The sequence below is a fragment of the Pantoea sp. SGAir0184 genome, from assembly GCF_043544755.1.
Map to the genome: position 1 here is coordinate 49,025 of NZ_CP028052.1, position 20,032 is coordinate 69,056.

Sequence of the window (20,032 nt, forward strand, 5' to 3'; positions counted from 1 at the left end):
TATTAAAACCTCCTTTTCTGCTAGACCAGTTTTATTATTTCTCCACTGTTAAATGTAAGTGCTTATTAAATTACTTGCTTGATGAGTACGCTCGCCGCAAATCGCGTTGAGGCGCACCGCAGCGCAGCGAGGAGCGAACACCGCGATGAGGAAGCGGAATTACACCCGTGGCCGCACCGGGCACCTACGCACCGCCGCCCTCTCGGGCACCTGCCGTTAAAATGCGCCCGCCGCCGCGCGGGCCTGTAATGATCACCGTCTCCGCGCCGGTTACGCTCGCCGCAAATCGCGTTGAGGCGCACCGCAGCGCAGCGAGGAGCGAACACCGCGATGAGGAAGCGGAATTACACCCGTGGCCGCACCGGGCACCTACGCACCGCCGCCCCCTCGGGCACCTGCCGTTAAAATGCGCCCGCCGCCGCGCGGGCCTGTGATGATCACCATCTCCGCGCCGGTTACGCTCGCCGCAAATCGCGTTGAGGCGCACCGCAGCGCAGCGAGGAGCGAACACCGCGATGAGGAAGCGGAATTTCACCCGTGGCCGCACCGGGCACCTACGCACCGCCGCCCTCTCGGGCACCTGCCGTTAAAATGCGCCCGCCGCCGCGCGGGCCTGTGATGATCACCGTCTCCGCGCCGGTTACGCTCGCCGCAAATCGCGTTGAGGCGCACCGCAGCGCAGCGAGGAGCGAACACCGCGATGAGGAAGCGGAATTTCACCCGTGGCCGCACCGGGCACCTACGCACCGCCGCCCCCTCGGGCACCTGCCCTTAAAATGCGCCCGCCGCCGCGCGGGCCTGTGATGATCACCGTCTCCGCGCCGGTTACGCTCGCCGCAAATCGCGTTGAGGCGCACCGCAGCGCAGCGAGGAGCGAACACCGCGATGAGGAAGCGGAATTTCACCCGTGGCCGCACCGGGCACCTACGCACCGCCGCCCCCTCGGGCACCTGCCGTTGAAATGCGCCCGCCGCCGCGCGGGCCTGTGATGATCACCGTCTCCGCGCCGGTTACGCTCGCCGCAAATCGCGTTGAGGCGCACCGCAGCGCAGCGCAGCGAGGAGCGAACACCGCGATGAGGAAGCGGAATTTCACCCGTGGCTGCACCGGGCACCTACGCACCGCCGCCCCCTCGGGCACACTTTCTTTAGTTCGCCCCGCCGTAAGGCGGGGCGCGGCGAAAATTTCGCTGTTATCAGGAGGTGGCTGATAGCCAATCAATCGAACACCGCACCATTTTGGCAAGCTGTTACAATTTCGACGTTCAATATGATATAAATAAGCAAATTTATTTCATTGACGAGAATGATGTGTACATAATTGACATAGATAAAAAGTTATCAATTTTACGGCTCAGTGATATTGATAATCATATTACTTATATGAACTGGATAAAAGAAAGCAATATAAATTGCCGGATTGAATTATCAGCCGAACGAGTTGGATCGTTATTAAATAATGCCACTGAAGTCTTATATTACTTTGGATTTACAACAGAGTCATACATTGAAAGCTTGCTAACTATTCTTCCAGCAAAGTCGGCAGATTCACCCGCCAATAAAAAACTGATTGAAATAATTTTAACTCACCCTCAATTAGCTAAAAGTAAATGCTGCGAAATGGCGGGGAAAAACCCTACTCATTTTACTCGCCTTGCACAAACAATTCGCGACTGTTCTGAAAAAGTGGCTAACATTAGTGGTGGCAGAAATCCGGTAAGGATTCTGGAATCTATAAGAGTGGACTTTTAAGCGCCTTACGGCGCTTCTAAGACCTGACCACATCAATTTTAAGCTTATTTGATGACAAGTTAGTTTCGAAAATTAATGTGTAATGTTTGTATGAATAATGAGTAATGAATATACCTGCGTTTTCTTGCAGGGCTTTCAATGAAAAGTGTTTTCTAAGTTCCCGGTCTCACTCAAGTCAGCAACTTTATGACGATTTACATAAACGTCGAGAAATAGGCTATCTTCGCTGCAAAGCTCTATAGCAGAGTCGGTAAAGAGCCATTCGTCATCAGAATCAATTAGGTGCGCGTCTCCACTTTCATCGAGCAAATGTTTTTCAAGCTCAGCATGACCTAACTTGTCGCTTATGAAGCAGATCATATCATGCAAATCTGCTTCGCTGATCTCTTTACGTGCATCGTATTGCGACAGTAGAAGTCGCTTGAATGCAACAGGAGATATCGGTAATACGTTAATTAGCTCATTTGCTAACTGCCCCAGATTGAATTGTTTTTTGTGCGCTCCAACACTTAACTCTGCGCACAGAACTTCCTGCCACATAATTATTCCCGTTTAATTTTTACATAACCATACTATAATCATATAGCAACGGTCGTTTTCACAAGGATACTCGATGAAAAAGCTGAATCCAAAAGAGAAGGATGTTCTTAAGTATATTACTCTTCCCGTCATGATACATATTGACGATCATGATTGGGTACGACTTCAGCTTTCATTCATCCATGAGCGTTATCGACTGAAAATAGCTTATCTTTATAGTGAAAAATTCTTTTTTGCGTTCCATAATCATGTTGATTCAGATATAAAACGCGCTAATTTCGCGAGGAAAGTCGCAAACAACTTTCTTCGCGAACTTGTCGAAGGAATAATTAAGCAGGTTCCCTCAAAAGAGAGAGCAAATTGAATTTTTGCCCCCTTATCATTTTATCGTGGTCAATATTGATTAAGTTCATACCGGAAAGAATATTAAGTTCAGCTTTTATACTCTCGTCCATCTTTTTAGCTTCATGGTCATTCAGGCACACATGCTCAACTTGAAGCATATTAAGAGCTACATCATTTCGAACCGAAGATGCAACCTGCTCGTTTGCTAATTTACCGTGTGCCAGGCTGAAGAAAAGTTCAGGGTAGCTACAAACTTCATCAATCTCGCCAAAAATGTGATACATAAGTTTTGCTGCAAGCAACGGACTTTCACAAGCACCAAGGCATTGTTTGATTTCACTTCGTCTGTTGTACCAGTAGCTGTAACGTTCAGCACACTCCAACCAGTAGTTAGCTGTTTCCACCGGCCAATTTCGTGGAATATGTCTATCCGTAGCAATTTTATTATCGATTCGGCTAAAGGCCCAGAATGCCCACTCTTGTTGAGTCTTCGGAACTCGCCCGGAAATTTCGAGCAGTTGCATACAACTGACTACAGCCCATTGCGGCGTTTTGAGATTCCTCACCCAATCGGTCATTGTGTTATTGAGGGGTGTGCTCGCAGTATCACGAAGACCTGCCTCGTAGGCAAACTGACTAAGCCGCTTCCCTGCATCCGTGCGACTAAGATTTACTTCCTTCATCATGTGTTGAAGATATAAATGGACCGGGAAACCCCGGTCTTTAAGTAAGATTGCGAACATGGTTTAGTCCTCAATCTTGAATTTAACGCCCTTAAGCGTAAATTCTTCGGGATGAATAAGTTTACGACCACCTTTTAATCCGTCGATATAGACCATGTCGCTTGATCCAATCGCTGCCAATTCTTCTGAGCTAAGAACGCTGAGGTCAGATACCAGTACACACTCCTGTCCTTCCCAAGTGCCCTGAATGCATGACGCTTTAGCTTTAGCTTTAGGTTTAGGCTCTCTCTTAGGAGCCGGTGGAGTTGTTCCCGGCACAGCGGCTAAGCGCATGCGCAAGAACCCACCTAAAAGCACTATATCGCTGAGTTGTTCTTCATTCAGGTTCGTGTCTTTCTCTAAATTTTCAGACCAGTGATAAAGGCTGAGATATGCCTGATTAAGTGCAGCTTGAGCATCACCAGATATTGAGAAATGGTTATCTTCTAACTTCAATTGCTTGTGAGACGGAAAATCAGTTGATGCAGCCGCCATATAACCGCCTTCAACTTTACACTGATAAATGGTTACGTTATTGCCAGTGCTTAACTGTAGATCGTCAAGTGGACTTTGTTGCGCATGCGCAACAAAATTACTCCAATCATATCCATTACTGTCAGAGGTAGTTGTCTGAGCACTTAAGGTTTGGGAATCATCTTGCGTTTTTATAAGCGGTTGGCCATTACCAGCAATCATAGGATATTCTGGTTTTGGTAAAGTGCCGCTTTTTGCAGCCTCGCGAACAGTCGCACGATCAAGCTCAGTCTCATTTACAAGAGTCGTGAAAAGATCCGGGTTAGTTTCGCGAATTTTAACCAGGTTAGTTAAAGTTTCTGGGTCTTGAGTACGAGTGTCATAGATTTCACGAATCTCTGGGGCCGCATTGCGTAATGCATAAATGCGCGAAACCTTCGATTTGCTCATTGCGAGTTTTTCTGCGACCTCTGTCAGTGTCAGTTTAACACCTTCAGCTTTGGCTAACTCCATACTCTCAGCAATCCAATCTGCCTGATCGAATACAGACATATTATCGCGCTTAATGTTGTTAGCGCCTTGCTCAAAATAATTAGCAGCATCACTACGATTGAGGAGTTCGCTATCAATAATGACTTTTAATTTAAAATCAGGCTTACGCTCTTTAGCTTTGAGCGCTGCAAGGCGGCGTGTTGCGCCGTGGTGCATCCGATAGCCTTTGTCATCTTTCGGATAGACATGGCAAGGCTCACGCTGGCCCTGCGCGGGGTCTAAAAATTCTTCGGCATAAGAATCAATCAGGTCTTGATTGAATTTTTTCCGTGGGTTTATCACGGTATAACATTCTTCTGGATCAACGAACAGCACTTCTGCCGCAATGTTAGCACCACGGGTCATCGCTGTTTTCGATAAGCTAGACAGTGATGAGGCTTTTAAAGAGGCTGGGACAGTAATTTTTTTAACAGACATTATTTAGCCTCCTTGATTGCAGCTTTCAGAATGGTATTGATCACTTCAATAAATGCTTTGGCTGCTGTGCGGCCATTGCCAGTTTTGACATCCCAAACAGGACGGCGATTGTTAAGGGTATCTTCAATCGGTTCAAAGTCACCCAGAGGTATACCCACGTTAAGTGGAGAATCTCTCAACTCATCAAGTGCATTTCGATGCTTTTGACGTGATGCTTTGTATTTATTTGGAATAATCAAATATCCTGGGAACTTGAATTGAAAATCAGGGTTTTGACTGTTTAAGTCACGAACCAGTTGATCAATAGTAGAAATCGCTGAGTTAACTGCACTGAAAGAAACGCCACTCATTTCAGTAATGAGGACAGTTAAGTCAGATGCGAGCATACCCGCGTTTCGGTAATCTCCCTTACCAGGTGGGCAGTCAATAATCACGATATCGTAATTTTGGCGTAGTGCCTGCAACTGGAAGTATGGATAAAGAGCAATTGTGGCCTCCACATCCAAACCTTTACCGATATGCTCTAATTCGTAGTCAGCCGGTAGAAAATAGAGATTTTCATTATCTGGATGTTGAATGATCGGCTTAGTGATTTCGTCGTCACTGAACAACATTGTTGAAGATGCATATTCATTCAGTTCAAAGTGTTCACCAAAGAAAACTTTAGTAATGTGCATATCAGGATCGAGGTCTACTACGAGCACCTTAAGCCCAAGTAACTCGGAAGCATACCAAGCTTGATGAGCGGTATAGGTTGTTTTACCTACGCCACCTTTACCATTGGAGTTGCTAATAATTGGATGCAGAGTCTTGAGTTGTTTAGCTTGCGCTTGAGTAAGGGTTGCAAGCTTTGAAGCGGGTTTGGTACTTAAATGCTTAACCATTCTTGTCTAATCTCCGGCTATGGATTCAATATCCCGTGCCATTCTTGGCATGCAGCTAATATGACAGATAAGTGTATTACATGCAACGTTTAAGTATCATGTTAAAAACATTTTGTGACCAATGTCCAAGTAGCGAGTTGCGCATGCGCAACATCGGGTGAAATTATACCATGAACGATTCGCTGAAGAATCCATAATGGTCTAAAGAATACAGTGACTTAAGAAGTATTTGTTTTGCAATATTTCCATACGTGTTGTCCTAAATGAAGTTAAAAGTTCAAATTTCACTCAGCGATACCTGCATACCAACTAAACGGACCTGCTGAAAATAGATGAACTTTTTAATCAAATGATACCAATATGCCTCACATTGCCTTATGATACTAAAAAGTATCATAGCGGGGAATGATTTTGATTACTTCATCTAAAAAGGTCGGTAGACCTAAAGGTAAAACAGCGCCCAAGAGCCAGGCTGAATTGTATAAAAAATCGATGGAGAAGCTGATTAATGCTGGCGGCGCTAGATTAAACACGATTTTGCATGGTGATGACATATCAGCACTTACAAGATTTAAGGAAATGTACGACTTGCCCCCCAAAACCTCTAATGCAGAAGTCATAAGGATTCTGATCATGCTGATTGATGGGAAGAAGTATCAACTCACAGGCGGTGAGTTAATAGCAACCGTCAAAAAGGTATCCCGTTAGTTTCCATTCATCTTAAACTGTTGCGCATGCGCAATTTTAACCGCACTCGCTGCGATAAATTGCGCCAGCACCCAGACGCATTGACCGGGCATTGACCGGCCAGCACCCAGACGCATTGACCGGGCCAGCACCAGACGCATTGACCGGGCCAGCACCCAGACGCATTGACCGGGCCAGCACCCAGACGCATTGACCGGGCCAGCACCCAGACGCATTGACCGGCCAGCACCCAGACGCATTGACCGGGCCAGCACCCAGACGCATTGACCGGGCCAGCACCCAGACGCATTGACCGGGCCAGCACCCAGACGCATTGACCGGCCAGCACCCAGACGCATTGACCGGGCCAGCACCCAGACGCATTGACCGGGCCAGCACCCAGACGCATTGACCGGGCCAGCACCCATTGACCGGGCCATTGACCGGGCCAGGACGCATTGACCGGGCCAGCACCAGACGCATTGACCGGGCCAGCACCCAGACGCATTGACCGGGCCAGCACCCAGACGCATTGACCGGGCAGCACCCAGACGCATTGACCGGGCCAGCACCCAGACGAACTCAGCAGTCAAGAGATCATCAAAGGTTAGACCGTTAACCAAAGAAACTAATTAAGTTACATCATCCCCACGGGGGGCGGATATACAAGACTAGCGAATGACGCAATGTTACTGCTTACGTAACGCTGTACAGTTCGCAACGAAATACCTGCTAAAGACGCTATCTCGTGCCCTTTTTTGGCTCCACTTTGAATAGCAGACTTTATTAACTCCAACGTACTCTCGCGCCGCTTCATGGCGCTGCTAATGCCAGCCTTCGACTGCCTTAAACGTATCTCTTCAGCATCAAGTCCCTTGCTCACTTTCCAGTTCACAGTTTCACCCTGTAGGAAGTCTGGAACCGGTATGTTTGCAGCTTTCAGGTATTCAACAAGAGTTTCCTTTTTGTATCGGTAGAGTGTTCTTGAGGCTGTGCTTAGATAGCTTTGAAGTTCGCGCTCATCAAGACCAATGTGACTTGAGTTGATCTCTTTGATACGCGCCCAGGCTTTATTTAGTGAAACTGTGCGGCGTAGGGCAACAAACATTATGAACGCCACACTGTCTCTGTTTCCTTGCTTAAGCCTGCCAACATTGCGTAAATGGTTATAGAGGTGCCAGTAGATGCGTAGCCACCATGCACTGATGCTGTGATAGCCTGATGACGCGGTTTGGCGGGAGTCTTGAATTACTGGTTCATTCACTGCTGAACCAAAGCTGACCCTTTGTTCAACTGGCGCAACGTTAAGTTGTGCAGCTAGTTCATCAAAAGGCAGATCTTGTTCATTAAGTCTGAAAGCCCGAACGTCACAAACGGTTTCCGCATGAACAGAGCCGGGTACTCTCAAGAAGCGCGTAATGTCGTGAGAAGCAGCATAATCGACTTTCCATAACTCACCTCCTGTAAAAGCAGAAGTTAAGGCATGTGAAACCTTAGTCCAGAGCGCTTGCCTGGCTGGGTATGCATCTAGCATTTCATACGTCCAGTACAGGTGAAGTCCCCCTGAGCCACTTTCAACCACAGAGGATGGAAGGGGTAGAGCTGATTTTCTTAACTGTTCAAAGACTTCATTCCTTACCCGCTCGCACTCATCTGGACGCAAACCTCGATCTAAGGTCGTATCGATCTCTACGTAGTTTGCACAGAATCCAGCCAATAAAGCTTTCTTGCGCCAGTCAAAGAATACATTTGGGGTGTAATACTGATTTATCTGTCCCGGCACCCTGTCTCTAAACTCTTGAAGGCTGGAAACAGACATGCGCTGACGGCGGGTTTGGCCGCATGGTATGTAGAGATGACGGCCATCAGGATCGTCATTTCTGTACCAAAACCACCGACAATATGCAGCCGGACGTAAGCCGCCAAGATGTTCGAAAAAAGCATCAGGAGAGGTTTCATGATACTTTTCAGTATCATGTAAGGCTAATTTTAGAGTAGAAGCCATGCCAAAAAGCCCAATAAGGGGATAAATTGGCAGTGTCAGGTCTTTTTTTACCCTAAAATTTTGCTATAATAATCCCAAGCCCTCATTGTTGCGCCTCGTCGCCAAACAAGAACAACATTGAAGGTTGCTAGGTATTACAGCGGGGTGTGTCCGACACTACCGCCCAATTTAAAGGCCCGCTTCATTGCCAGATGATGCGGGCTTTGTCTTTTCTTAGTTCAATTCTTCGATAACCGTATCCTTCAGGATTTGCTCATACTGTGGAAAGTTCTTTTCCAGGTAGTTCCGCGCAGATGAGGTATTGCTAAAGCCACGAACTTTACGTTTTGCTGATGAGGTGTGTGTCGTTACCAGGCGAGCACGATCACCGCATTTAGTTTTGAAACGTATAGAGTAAGGTTGGCTGATTGCGTTATGCTCAAACACTATCTGCACACTGTCCAAAAAGTTCTCATTAGCTAGAGAAACGGCTGTACTCAACGGCCAGTTATACATGATCCTTTCCCCTTCTAACAATTTGAGAAAAATCATACTATATTACAGGCAATAACGGTAGCGCCCGGAGTAAAAACCCGTAATTTTTGGATCGTGATTGGATCAAACAGAGGTGAGCTATGATCGAGGTTAACACTGGCGTGAAAACGATGAAAAAAACTGCGTTGAAGCGGTTTAACAAGACCATCGCTTATAACCTGCGTCTGGTAGCCTTATCCCGTGAGCAAACCCTTTACCAACTCCAAAATGAAATTGTCAGCAAATTCGTAAATCGCAAATCCAGAAAAATCTCATGCGAGAAACCTGCGCCTGATGATACTTATTCGTATAATGTATTCATAGAGCCAGAAGTGCAAGAGAAAGCTGCGTTTCTGGCCGATAACAATAATGTAACACCAACGGAAATCATTTTTACTGCGCTTGTGAATTACGCGTATCAAAACAACCTGCATATGTCGTTTAAGGATAAAGCTTTCACTAAGGAGGTATAGGCATTGCTGAATGAGGAGGCACGCAGCCATCAAGATCACAACACAACTATAAACAGGAAACATGAAATGTCTTCGAACAATGACTTGCATTTTTTTAAGCTAAAGGTCGAGCCAGAAATTACAGACCGAATCCAACAACTTCTTGATTTTTCAGAAGGTGAGATGAAAACTCAGTTAGTATCCGATGCTGCTGAATGGTTTATTAAAGAACGTTTGGATGGAAAACTGCCTCCCCGCTATTTTGCCAGCCCAAGCGATGCACCCACTGTTGGTTTTTGGGTGCGCAAAGATACCGCTAAGCACATTCAGGAACTTGCAGAAACGGATAACCAAAAGGGAAATCGCGTTATCTATACTGCGCTCGCCAGATACATAGAGAATCATAAAGACTAATCCCTCGCACCCTGTGAGTCCCACGGGGTGCAACTCCCAACTTTCCAGCCAAATTAAGCCCCTCCAAATTACAATCAAGCAAAATTAAATAACCCTTTCATATCAACAACATAACTTCACTGCTGATACTTTTTTGTATTATTTTCAATTTAATCACTTTCATTCCATTGAACCAAATCAAAAATTAATTATAATCCCCCTTAATGATACTTATTTGTATCATAAAGGAGAAATCAAAAGGTGAGAGTCAAACGTATCTCTGCTGTTCTGCTAAGCATTCTTGCTTCTCAGTCAGTTGCATATGGCGCACCTACTGAAAGCATCATTCAGAAGGGGGCGGTGAGTTCTACATGGTCCCCACTGGTGAAGCTGACAAATTATTCAATTCGAATAATTTTGGTTATTACGCCATCCCTCCAAGCCTGAACGCCAAGCCGAGTATTCGTAGTACATCCGTAAAGCGAAGCGTTGTGCGGAAAAAAACCGTTTCGAAACCCGTAGTGAATAAGCCGGTAACAACGGTTGAATCTGCGGAATCAATTTTTTTAAGACTGGAGAGCAAGAATAAATGATCGGCAAAAAACATTTTATCGCAGCCGCTGTTTCCCTCGGTCTGGCTGTCTCTGTTGCGCATGCGCAACAGGACGCACAGGCAAACAAGCCTGAAGACGCTGCGCATGCGCAACAGAAATCAGTAGCGCAAAAGGATCTTGATGCTGCTCAAGCTGAGTTAAAGGCATCTTTTTCCCAGTTGAACGTTACTGATTTCTCTCAATCTCCGCTGCCCGGAGTTTTCCAGCTTCAAACTGGCGGCAATATCATGTACTTCGCGCCGGAAACTCCTGATCACGAAGGCGTTTTAATTTTTGGCGAAATGTACAATAAGAACGGTGAAAACCTGACCGAAAAGAGCAAAAACCAGCTTATCGGCAAAACAATCAAAACCATCGATTTCTCTTCAGCAATTTCTGTTGGGCCAGCTAATGCACCGGCCTACTACGAATTTACAGACCCCGACTGTCCTTACTGCCATGCATATGATAACTGGCTGAAGCAGACCGACCCTGATGGAGCGCTGCATCGCAAGCTCATTTTTATGGTTAATCCGGGGCACCCACTGGCAAGAGCAAAAATCGAACACATCATTTGCTCCGATAACAAAGATGAGGCTGTTAAGTATGCCTTCTCTGATGCCCTTCCACATGAATCACTTGAACAAGCAACTGCATTGCAGGTTGCCAATTACAAGTCTCTGAAGACCTGTGAACAGGCAGACCGCGTTATCAAAGAGCACCAGGAAATCATTTCCAAGCTCGGCGTTAATGGCACCCCTTCGTTCCTGTTTGGCGCAGAAACCGATACCCCTGTGAAGGTTGTCGGCTTTGCCAAAGACAAGATCCTCGAAAACATCATGAAGCTGAAAACGACCTCAGCAACTTCAACCAAAGCTGCAAAATAAACCGGAGTCACTATGTTCAAAAAGCTGAAAGCCACAACCGCGAATCTTTTTCACCGTTCACATCTGGCCGCTGCGGGTGCAGTTAACGTATCTGCTACAGAAACACCTGTAATGGCAGCCAATGCTTTAAAGCTGGTGAAAACCAGTAAAGTCACAAAAGTTATTACCCTGGCTGCTGTAGGGCTGGCTGTTCTGGCTGTAGGCGATGCAGCACATGCATTCACAACTCCTGCCGCTGGTAGCTTCGGCTACAACATCTATGACATTGCGATTAATAAGGTCGCCAAAGGCCCAATCGGCTTTGTCGGTGGCGGCTGGTTAATTGCAACTGCGGCAACGAAGATGAACGAGGGCTGGGTCCGTGCGCTGCCGTATGCAATTGGTGGTTCTTGCCTGATTAAGCTCGACGAACTGACAACTTCGCTCGGTGCTTTGATCAACTAACAGGAAAAACAGAATGGAATACGGATTCGATACAGGCCGGTTTATCAAATATGCGCACCTTCCTATCCAGATATTCTGGTTTGACCGGGATGAATGGATGCTGCTGATCGCTGCTTATCTGGTGAGCATGCAGCTTGGCGGGATTAGCTGGTTGGTAACGTTTCCGGCTTCCATTCTGGCAATAAAAATCAAACGCAAGCAGGGCAGAGGATTCTTCCGTCATACGCTTATTGATTATGGCCTGGTCAAGTTACACGGATATCCAAATTCTTCAGCCAAGCATTTTGAGGAATAGCAATGAAAGTATTTAAGCCAGGATCGAAACCTGCATTAGCCGCGAAGCCAGGCGAAGCAATGAATGATGACCAGAAAAAAACGGCTTCCGATAAGCGTAACAGTACGCTGATTCTTCTCATCGCTTTAATCTGCGGCGTGAACTACTACAAAATCGATGGACTTGAAAAAAAGCAAACTATCGTGATTGCACCCTATGGCGCTACATCCGCCGATATGATGCTTACTGGCGCAAGCGCAAACGCATCTTATGTTACAGGGATGCTCCGCCTCATCGTTGGAAACTACGGTACAGTTTCGCGCGGCACTATTGACGCTAAGTTCGCTGAATTACTCGGCATGGTTTTTCCAGACCGAAGTGAAGGAATGCGGGAAAAACTTGAAAAGCGCGTTGAATATTTTAAGTCATTTAACAGCGTTTCTGAACTTCGCGAATTGATGACGGAAATACCCCGTGTAATGACCGATAACCCTGAAAACCTCAGTTATAAAACGTCCGCGCCAAATATTCACCGCGTTTCGTTTACTGCAAACGTTAAAAAGATTATTGGTGACTCTTTCGAGCCTGATAAACCAGTAAAAATGTATGTTGATTACACGATTGCAGATGGCCGCTTCTGGATTCTCGATATTAATTAAGGTTGATTCCCATGAATAAAATTATGGCGTTAAGCCTGCTGGCTGCTGCTGTCTGCTCTTTCGCAACACAGGCAAAAACATATGCAGATAATACCCAGCGTGTTCTACCTGAAATATCCACGCAAGTGACACTTTCTAACAGCGACGTTAACCGTGTTGTCTGTGAAAGTGGAGAGGCGGTTAAACCTGTTTTCAGTAAAGAAAAACCTGTCGTTGCAGACGTTGCAAGTAATCGTCGCGGTTTTTATGTAAAACTCAAATATCTGGTGCTTCCCAACGGGCAAAACCGTTATTTGTCTGAGCCTGTAGAACTCTTTCTTACGTGCGGTGACAGCACTTATGAGCTTGTAGTCACCCCTGAGTTTGGCCCTCCTCACAAGCTGCTTTTAGGTTCTAACACCAAAGGCAAAATCAAAGATAATCAGGCAATGTTTGGGGCTTTATCACTTGAAGAAGCCGCACTGATGCTGACTCAGAAGATGATCACTGATGGTGGCGAAGGCGGTTTGCCAGACAGTTTTGAAGTTCGTCCTCTCAAGGGTGCCTGGCTGCGTAATGTCACTGATGAACGCGGCCGCTTGTTGCCTGTAGAGTTACGTGAAGAACGTGAAGTTTCAGTTGGTGGTACTGGCTTGCGCGGTACTCAATATACGGTACGTGCATTAAATAATGTGCAGCTAAAAGAAACGTTCTTTCTTAATTCAAAGTATGGCGAAAATATATTTGCCATCACTTCGGAAAATCTTTCATTAAGCACCGGCCAGCAATCCTCTCTCGTTATCATTCACAGGGAGTCCATGTAATGTTTGAAGAAAAACCGACAATCGCAAGTAAGTTAAGGGCATGGTTTTATAAACAGCCATCTAACGTTCGTAACAATATCCGCAAATACGGCATTATTACTGCTGGCGGTCTTATTTTGCTGGGTATTTATTACGTTACGGGCCAGGACGACAAGAATAAATTAGTCCCAGAGACTACTCACGTTGAAACCACCCCGCAAACAGATATTGTTTCGAAGGATATTGTAAACAATCTCAAAAAAGACATTAAAGATTCCAAAGAAGAGACGCATAAGTTAGTTCAGGATGCATTGCAGCAAGCTATTGTTGATGGAAAATTGGGTCTGTATCCCCCTGCCAATTCATCCCCTGCTACCGGAACTGGCACCGGCAGTGACCAGGTTACAGCCGCGAGCGGTGAAGCAGCAAAAGGAAGTGCTAACGATAACGGTCAGACCGCTAGCGATAACACATCAGGCGGTTATCCTGGCGCGGCTGCATACCCTCCCCCTGCAAGCTTTAGCGACTCCGGGCAGCAGTCTCAACAGACTCAGCAGCAGCAAGACCAGGTACAGCCGCAGTGGGTAGGCGAAATCTCGCAGGACGACAGTATTGCCTCAACACCTGTGGCTGAGAAGGATGATTCAGCAAAAAAGGGAAAGATCCAGTTGCCGGTTGGATTTATGAAAGCCCGCCTGCTCGTCGGCGTTAATGCCCTGACGGGGGAGTTTGGTTCTGAAAATCCTCAGACAGTTATGTTTCGAGTTCAGACACCGGCACAGCTTCCTAACTACATCAAAATGAACCTTGCAGGTTGCTTTGCCGTAGCCAACGTAAACGGAAACCTCAGCGCTGAGCGCGTGATAACGCTTCCTGTGTCTATGAACTGCATCACTAATGACGTGGGTTCTGGAAAAAAATATGTGGTTGAAGGGCCAATTAAAGGCTTTGTTTCTGACAAAGACGGTAAACGCGATATGTCGGCTCGCGTGGTTTCACGCGCCGGTACTCTTTTAGCTTCTGCCGTATTCGCCAAATCGATCGAGGGGTTCGGTAATTTTGTCAGCACACAAGGCGCGACTCAGAACGTCTCACCATTAGGTTCCGTGAACACTTTCAAGACCGATGAACTGGCAAAGAGTGGCGCAGCAACTGGCGTAGGTAGCGGCCTTACTGAAGTGAGTAAATACCTCCTGAAACTCGTTGAACAGACTGCCCCAACGATGGAGACGGGCGCGGGTAAAGACGTGACTCTGTTCATTCAGGAAACCGCTGAACTTGAAATTAAAGAAGTGAGGATTAAATCATGAAAACTACGCATTTCGCGCTTGTCACGCTTTTATCTGCATTGCTTTTGTCTGGCTGTTCCATTCTGCCCTATCACAATGATTTTGCCTGCAAGCTTGAAGATGGATATGGCAAATGTATCTCATCTGAGGCGGCTTACGATGAGGCTGTAACAGGCGCTAATTACGGCCATGAGATTACTAAGGACGGCGTCAAAGACGACCCAAAGGGATCTGCCGCTAATTCTGCGGCGAGCGAATCCGTGCAGGCAGAGAAAGCAGCAAGTCGTTCCTATGAAACTTATCGTGACCGTGTTTATAAGCAAACGGCCAAGCTGATTGAAGACCCGCAGACGCCGGTAGTAAAAAAACCTACGGTCGTTCGCACACTGATCATGTCCTACAGCCCCGGCCTCGATTCAACTATTGCTTACATGCCGCGCTACGTTTACTCGATGCTGGAAGGTCCGAAATTTGTACTTAGTCAATACCAGCTAAATCAGGATGTTCAATCACCAAACTTTTTTAGTGGCGGCATGAGATAAGGCTAAAAGACACATTCTCTTCAGATCGACACTTAATTTAGCCCTGATTCGTCAGGGCTGCTCTTATCAGTTAAATCCTTTCAAAGTAGCCCGGAGCCAATCATGCTCGATACTGTTAAAAACCTCCTTGACCGCCACGTATTTTTAAAAGATGTAGTGTCAAAGTCCGATGTGTTAAAGCTTTCTGAGCGCGATGTACTCACAAATTACCTGCCGTACCTGAGCTACTCAAAAATGATGAAAAGCGATGAAAGCGATGAAGAAGTCGTTTCTCACGCCTTTTTGAATTTCGATAACACGATAGGTTGGATCTGGGAACTGGTGCCACCGCCATTTATCGGGCCGGATAAACTCGATACTCTGCACGGCATCATTCGAACATCGTTCCCTAAAGGGACAGTCATGCAGTGGATACTGTTTCCTGATGACAACCTTACGCCGGTGATTGAGGAGTACAAGAGTCTCAGAGACCAAAGCGACCCGATCAACTGCATGACCATAGAGCAGATGGAGAAGTATCTTAAGGAAGGAACTAAAGGCGTCAGTAAGATGGCCAACATTCCAATCCGAAATTATCGTCTGTTTCTGACGTTAAAAAATGAGCAGCGTATCCCGGAAGACACTCTTGTAAGTGTAGAACAGGGGCTTTCAATGGCAGGCTTTGCACCGCGCCGCTGGGAAGCAAATGACTTACTCGCATGGCTGGCTCAGTTCTTCAACGGCGAAGTCTCACACCCTGAGTACACCCCGCATCGTTATCTGCGTGAACAGTTCCGGTCGAATAATGCTGCGGTCAGGGACGACAACAACGGCGCAGTCGAGAAACATCGCCCCCTGGATGACTTCACTACATATCCCTCGCGGTTCGGCAAGCGCTACGTTAACTGCCTCTATCCAAATGAAGTGCCGCAGAAAAAAAATGATCCATTACGTACCAATGAACTGCTCGGTGGGTTCATGGGGGTTATGGATGACATGAACCAAATCAAATACCCGCATTTATACACGCTGACTATCGTATACGACGATTTAAAAAATGAGATTGGCAGCAAAGCCACGCAAACAATGTTCCAAAAGGTGGGGGCAGGATTGGCTCACGCTCTTAACGCGCGTATCAATGAATTTTCCCGCATGCAGTCAATTATGGCAAACGGCGGTAACTTTGCGTACATGATCCCTCAGTTGATGGTTTTCGGTGATACTCCTGCTGAAGTACGCAGCGCAACCGCGCAGGCAATTAAACTATGGGATGCCAAAGACTTCACACTGATGAAAGAGACCAAGCTGGCACAGACCATGTTCATACATGGCCTACCTTTTGGCCTCTACCACATCGACCAGAACTTAATAAACATCGACCGTTACTACTATCTTGATTTCGAAAACATTACACGCTTTCTGCCTGTGCAAAGTGACTTCAGAGGTGGTGGCGATCCAGTTCAGGTTTATCAGGGGCGCAAAGGGCAGATTGTCACTCTTAACATGTTTGATAAGCGAGCCAATGCTCATAATTTCTACGTTGTAGCGGAAACAGGGGGGGGAAATCCTTTACGCTGAATGACTTGGTAGACAGCTACGCCTCAACGGGTGCAAAAGTCCGTATAGCTGATCTCGGTGAAAGCTACAAAAAGCTGACGCACATGCGTAAGGGGCGCTTCATCGACTTTGGAGTTGTAAAGCCAATCTGCATGAATCCGCTGGATTTCATTGCACTGGATGAAGAGGACTTCGCACAGAACATTTCTATGGCGCAAATCGTCTTTGGTTCATGTGCCTACTCATACACAGGTAAGGCAATTGATGAAATTGAGGCCAACCTGATCAATCAGGCATGTGTCATGGCGCACAAGAAGGGTGATCAGTTACGGGGCACAGACTTCATCATTGAATTTCTTAAATCTCGCAGCTATCAGAAGGACGATGAAACAGATTTCCCTGAAATAGATTTGAAAGCACGTAACCTGGCATATCTTCTGCACAATTTTGGTTCAGGGGGTGCCTTTGAAAAATTCATGGTCGGCCCTTCGCAGTTTAATATCAAAGACGATGAGTTTGTCTGCGCCGACATCGAAAAACTGCGTAGCGTAAAGCAATTGTTCTTTCCAATGGTGATGCAGTTAATGAACAGCATTACACAGGATTTGTATCTTTCAGATCGTTCACGGCCAAGTATTATTTTGTTTGAAGAAATCGCCTCTATGGTCAAGCAGGTGGGCAACATTTCAATGGACGGTTTTGCCAGCATGGTTGAAGAAGGCTACCGCCGCGCACGTAAATACCGTGGCGCTTTCGGTATAGTTCTCCAGTCTGCCCTTGACCTCGCAACGTTACCCGGACTTGGCGATGTTGCGAAGGCTAACGCCCAATGGCGCTACTACCTTGAATCCAAAATGTATACCGAGGCCGCTGGCTTGCAGGCACTTCCAGGTATCACAGGCGGTTTTCCTTTAAAACTGATTAACAGCGTAAAAAACGTCAGGCCGCGCTACGGTGAAATGTTTATTGATAGTCCTCTTGGTATGGGTGTGGCTAGGCTCTGCGTTGATCCGTGGCGTTATTGGGTCAATACATCAGACGGTAAAGACGTTGCTGCCTACAACAACCTCGTGAATGCCGGAATGGAGCCAGTAGAAGCTCTGTCACGGCTTTCCGGCATTGAAATTCCAGACCATATTCGGAAGCAACTGAACGCGGCCAAAGGGGAAATGCATGAATTTCCTGCTGCGTAATGTCATCGTGGGGGCGCTTGCGCTCCCCCTTTTTGTTGCGCATGCGCAAAAAGTTGCAGTCAATGAGGCCGATATCAATAAAAGCTCAGATATCGCCTCATCACTCAGTAATACCGTGAAAGGTCAGACCAACTCAGCATCTTCGCTTAACACCAGCCAGATACGTCCTGTGGTCGGGGAAACAAAAATGAAAACACTTGACGGTAAACGTGAGTTTAACGGGCAGGTTATGTGCAAAGGTTCTTCTGAGTTTCTCAAGATCATCGGTCAACCAATGGGGAACGGCGATTTACGCATTCTGAACATCATGCAGGATGCAAACATGGATGGAAAACTCGATACCGTATATTCCCCTAATTATGACGTTTCTGCTGTATGTAGTAACGGATTCATGACCTGCTCAAATCCCAACGAAACCACTACCTGTACCTCATGGGGCTGGATTGCTGACAGTAAAACCTACCAGCTTGGAAGGCAACGGGTTGCCATGACTGACTTGGGCGGATGTTACTGCATTAACAACCAGTGCGGCAGCAGTTTAGCCTGGCGCAACATGGGTCAGGTACTGAGCGATCTTGGTGGCGGTGCAACGCAGGCACTGGCTAAGGTAAATCCGTTCTTTGCCGTCAGCGCTGTTAGCGTGGACGGTGTGACGGCCACATTTACCGGCGGGGATGGTGGTGCATGCGCAATGAACGACAGCAATGGCTTCTTTAACAGCAGCAGCGGCCAGACAGCCCTGAAATACAATTCGAATGCTAACCAAATGAGCAATGATGCTAATTCACAAAAGCAATCAAGCAAGGCTTATCAGGCTATTGTGGGCGGGAGCTTTAACCCGGATGAATCTTATGATCTGAAAAGCTGTGAGGTGAATCGCATCATTCCACTCGATGAGCCTAAGCTTACCGATATCATTCAATTTGATGGTGGTGAAGGCTCTGTACAGTCCTGCGGCAACGACTGCCTCCAGTTGGTTTTAGGTAAGCAGGGAGACAACTACTGGAGCGGGAGTTGCAAATATTTTGAGGTAAAGTCCAACTTCATTTTAAAAGACCCCTCACGTATTGCCAGCGCAACGCTTGTAAACGCACAGTTTGATGACTGGATGCAGGTCTGGAAGGACGACAAAGTCGTCTGGAACGGCCCTTACGGCACCTGGAATGATGCCGGAGCAGTTCCGGGTAAATGTGAACTTAACACAAGCTGGAACCTTAATCCCAATCTCGATTTCAGGCAGCATTTCAACAAGGCCGGTCCGGTGCAGTTTAAAATTCGCGTGGAGGTTTCGGGAGAAGGTGAAGGCTATGCACTTGTGCGAATAAAGGCTGACTTGACGTGCAGAGAAGGGCAGGAACGCACAGTTAATACATGTGCCGTCTACGAGCAGGATGATAGCTGTCATCTTGTTGATGAAAATGTAGATGGTGTCACTACATTCAGCGGTGGGATCAATACAGGACTCACCGCCATTAAACCAACTCAGACGCTGACAGGCAACTTCTGCTCCATCGTGGTTCAACGCCCTTGGTTCACTAAAAAAAGAACCTACCGCTGCAACAAAAAGACTGCATACAACTTCGACAACGTGATAGAGCGTAAAGCTTATATCGACAAAACAGTCACGCCTGGTGATTACAAAGACAAAATGTTCTCAAATGGCAACGTTTCTTACGGCGCAGGAGAACTTTTCTGGCCGAAGATGCCGACTGTTGGAGACTGTACGAATGTTTGCAAAACCCGGAAAGTTAAAGAGACGCCTGACATGACGGTAAGCGGTACGACTGATAAAACCCGAACCGGGGCAAACGTCCAGTACAACTACTATTACCACGAATGCGATACCAGCAATCAGTGTCCTGCTGAACCGGGTGAACAAGTGGTTAAAGCGTGTCAGTGCATGAATGAGTTTGCAGAAGCTGCTGCAATCATGCAGACGATGCGCCAGGCGGGACAGGATATGATCTGCACTTCAGGGGAGAAGAAAAATCCCGACGGAAGTAAGCCTAAGAAGTAGCAATTTCAACTTTTTTATTTACCCTGCAATGATACTTTTTTGTATCATTGCAGAGAATGCTATTTTAAGCGGAAAAAAATA

Annotated in this window: 21 protein-coding genes; 15 read left to right on the plus strand and 6 right to left on the minus strand. The window is 46.7% G+C overall.

Annotation, left to right across the window (positions count from 1 at the left end; all coding sequences use genetic code 11):
- Positions 1-1,202: 1,202 nt before the first annotated feature.
- Positions 1,203-1,751 (plus strand): hypothetical protein, encoded by a 549-nt coding sequence (locus C1N60_RS23495; RefSeq protein WP_394522038.1) that lies wholly within the window; start codon positions 1,203-1,205, stop codon positions 1,749-1,751.
- Between the two features lie 135 nt (positions 1,752-1,886).
- Here C1N60_RS23495 and C1N60_RS23500 read toward each other — a convergent pair whose 3' ends face one another.
- On the minus strand, positions 1,887-2,291 hold the full coding sequence (locus C1N60_RS23500; RefSeq protein WP_394522039.1) for a hypothetical protein: 405 nt from the start codon (positions 2,289-2,291) through the stop codon (positions 1,887-1,889).
- 73 nt (positions 2,292-2,364) lie between these two features.
- On the opposite strand from C1N60_RS23500, the gene C1N60_RS23505 reads away from it, so the two are divergent.
- A complete protein-coding gene (locus tag C1N60_RS23505) occupies positions 2,365-2,655 on the plus strand; it encodes a hypothetical protein (RefSeq protein WP_394522040.1) in 291 nt (96 codons plus the stop codon).
- Here the strand turns inward: C1N60_RS23505 and C1N60_RS23510 are convergent.
- The 3 genes from C1N60_RS23510 to C1N60_RS23520 are packed head-to-tail and all read right to left on the minus strand — an operon-like array spanning position 2,621 to position 5,685.
- Entirely contained in the window at positions 2,621-3,379 is a 759-nt protein-coding gene (locus tag C1N60_RS23510; protein ID WP_394522041.1) for a hypothetical protein, read from the minus strand. The two genes, C1N60_RS23505 and C1N60_RS23510, sit on opposite strands and share 35 nt — an antisense overlap.
- Before the next feature lie 3 nt (positions 3,380-3,382).
- Complete coding sequence (locus C1N60_RS23515; protein WP_394522042.1) at positions 3,383-4,801, minus strand: ParB/RepB/Spo0J family partition protein; 1,419 nt, start codon at positions 4,799-4,801, stop codon at positions 3,383-3,385.
- Positions 4,801-5,685 carry a ParA family protein gene (locus tag C1N60_RS23520; protein WP_394522043.1) on the minus strand — a complete coding sequence of 295 codons (885 nt, stop codon included), beginning with the start codon at positions 5,683-5,685 and terminating at the stop codon, positions 4,801-4,803. The genes C1N60_RS23515 and C1N60_RS23520 overlap by 1 nt, the downstream gene beginning before the upstream one ends.
- Before the next feature lie 411 nt (positions 5,686-6,096).
- On the opposite strand from C1N60_RS23520, the gene C1N60_RS23525 reads away from it, so the two are divergent.
- The gene (locus C1N60_RS23525; RefSeq protein ID WP_394522044.1) at positions 6,097-6,393 is read left to right on the plus strand and encodes a hypothetical protein; all 297 of its coding nucleotides are present in this window, start codon (positions 6,097-6,099) and stop codon (positions 6,391-6,393) included.
- Between the two features lie 616 nt (positions 6,394-7,009).
- On the opposite strand, the gene C1N60_RS23530 is transcribed toward C1N60_RS23525, so the two are convergent.
- Together C1N60_RS23530 and C1N60_RS23535 are read right to left on the minus strand one after the other, a co-directional pair.
- A complete protein-coding gene (locus C1N60_RS23530) occupies positions 7,010-8,377 on the minus strand; it encodes a hypothetical protein (protein ID WP_394522045.1) in 1,368 nt (455 codons plus the stop codon).
- 213 nt (positions 8,378-8,590) lie between these two features.
- Positions 8,591-8,872, minus strand: a complete 282-nt coding sequence (locus tag C1N60_RS23535) for a hypothetical protein (RefSeq protein WP_394522047.1) — start codon at positions 8,870-8,872, stop codon at positions 8,591-8,593.
- A gap of 119 nt (positions 8,873-8,991) precedes the next feature.
- Between C1N60_RS23535 and C1N60_RS23540 the strand changes: the two genes are divergently transcribed.
- The 12 genes from C1N60_RS23540 (at position 8,992) to C1N60_RS23595 (ending at position 19,951) form a co-directional block, all read left to right on the plus strand.
- The gene (locus tag C1N60_RS23540; protein ID WP_394522048.1) at positions 8,992-9,363 is read left to right on the plus strand and encodes a hypothetical protein; all 372 of its coding nucleotides are present in this window, start codon (positions 8,992-8,994) and stop codon (positions 9,361-9,363) included.
- Positions 9,364-9,429: 66 nt separating this feature from the next.
- Complete coding sequence (locus C1N60_RS23545) at positions 9,430-9,756, plus strand: hypothetical protein (RefSeq protein WP_089529217.1); 327 nt, start codon at positions 9,430-9,432, stop codon at positions 9,754-9,756.
- Positions 9,757-10,324: 568 nt separating this feature from the next.
- Positions 10,325-11,215: a disulfide isomerase DsbC N-terminal domain-containing protein gene (locus C1N60_RS23550; RefSeq protein WP_394522049.1), complete on the plus strand. Its 891-nt coding sequence runs from the start codon at positions 10,325-10,327 to the stop codon at positions 11,213-11,215.
- A 12-nt stretch (positions 11,216-11,227) separates the two neighbouring features.
- Positions 11,228-11,659, plus strand: coding sequence for a conjugative transfer protein TraE (locus tag C1N60_RS23555; protein ID WP_394522050.1), 432 nt, complete (start codon positions 11,228-11,230; stop codon positions 11,657-11,659).
- Positions 11,660-11,672: 13 nt separating this feature from the next.
- On the plus strand, positions 11,673-11,954 hold the full coding sequence (locus C1N60_RS23560) for a hypothetical protein (protein WP_089529221.1): 282 nt from the start codon (positions 11,673-11,675) through the stop codon (positions 11,952-11,954).
- Between the two features lie 2 nt (positions 11,955-11,956).
- Complete coding sequence (locus C1N60_RS23565; protein WP_394522051.1) at positions 11,957-12,592, plus strand: TraE/TraK family type IV conjugative transfer system protein; 636 nt, start codon at positions 11,957-11,959, stop codon at positions 12,590-12,592.
- An 11-nt stretch (positions 12,593-12,603) separates the two neighbouring features.
- Positions 12,604-13,395, plus strand: coding sequence for a TraK domain-containing protein (locus tag C1N60_RS23570; RefSeq protein WP_394522052.1), 792 nt, complete (start codon positions 12,604-12,606; stop codon positions 13,393-13,395).
- Positions 13,395-14,684 carry a TraB/VirB10 family protein gene (locus C1N60_RS23575; protein ID WP_394522053.1) on the plus strand — a complete coding sequence of 430 codons (1,290 nt, stop codon included), beginning with the start codon at positions 13,395-13,397 and terminating at the stop codon, positions 14,682-14,684. The genes C1N60_RS23570 and C1N60_RS23575 overlap by 1 nt, the downstream gene beginning before the upstream one ends.
- Positions 14,681-15,205: a TraV family lipoprotein gene (locus C1N60_RS23580; protein ID WP_394522054.1), complete on the plus strand. Its 525-nt coding sequence runs from the start codon at positions 14,681-14,683 to the stop codon at positions 15,203-15,205. The genes C1N60_RS23575 and C1N60_RS23580 overlap by 4 nt, the downstream gene beginning before the upstream one ends.
- A 102-nt stretch (positions 15,206-15,307) precedes the next feature.
- A complete protein-coding gene (locus C1N60_RS23585) occupies positions 15,308-16,762 on the plus strand; it encodes a TraC family protein (protein WP_394522055.1) in 1,455 nt (484 codons plus the stop codon).
- Between the two features lie 5 nt (positions 16,763-16,767).
- A complete protein-coding gene (locus C1N60_RS23590; RefSeq protein WP_394522056.1) occupies positions 16,768-17,934 on the plus strand; it encodes a TraG/VirB4 family ATPase in 1,167 nt (388 codons plus the stop codon).
- Positions 17,915-19,951: a conjugal transfer protein TraN gene (locus C1N60_RS23595; RefSeq protein WP_394522057.1), complete on the plus strand. Its 2,037-nt coding sequence runs from the start codon at positions 17,915-17,917 to the stop codon at positions 19,949-19,951. Before C1N60_RS23590 ends, C1N60_RS23595 begins: the two co-directional genes overlap by 20 nt.
- Positions 19,952-20,032: the final 81 nt, after the last annotated feature.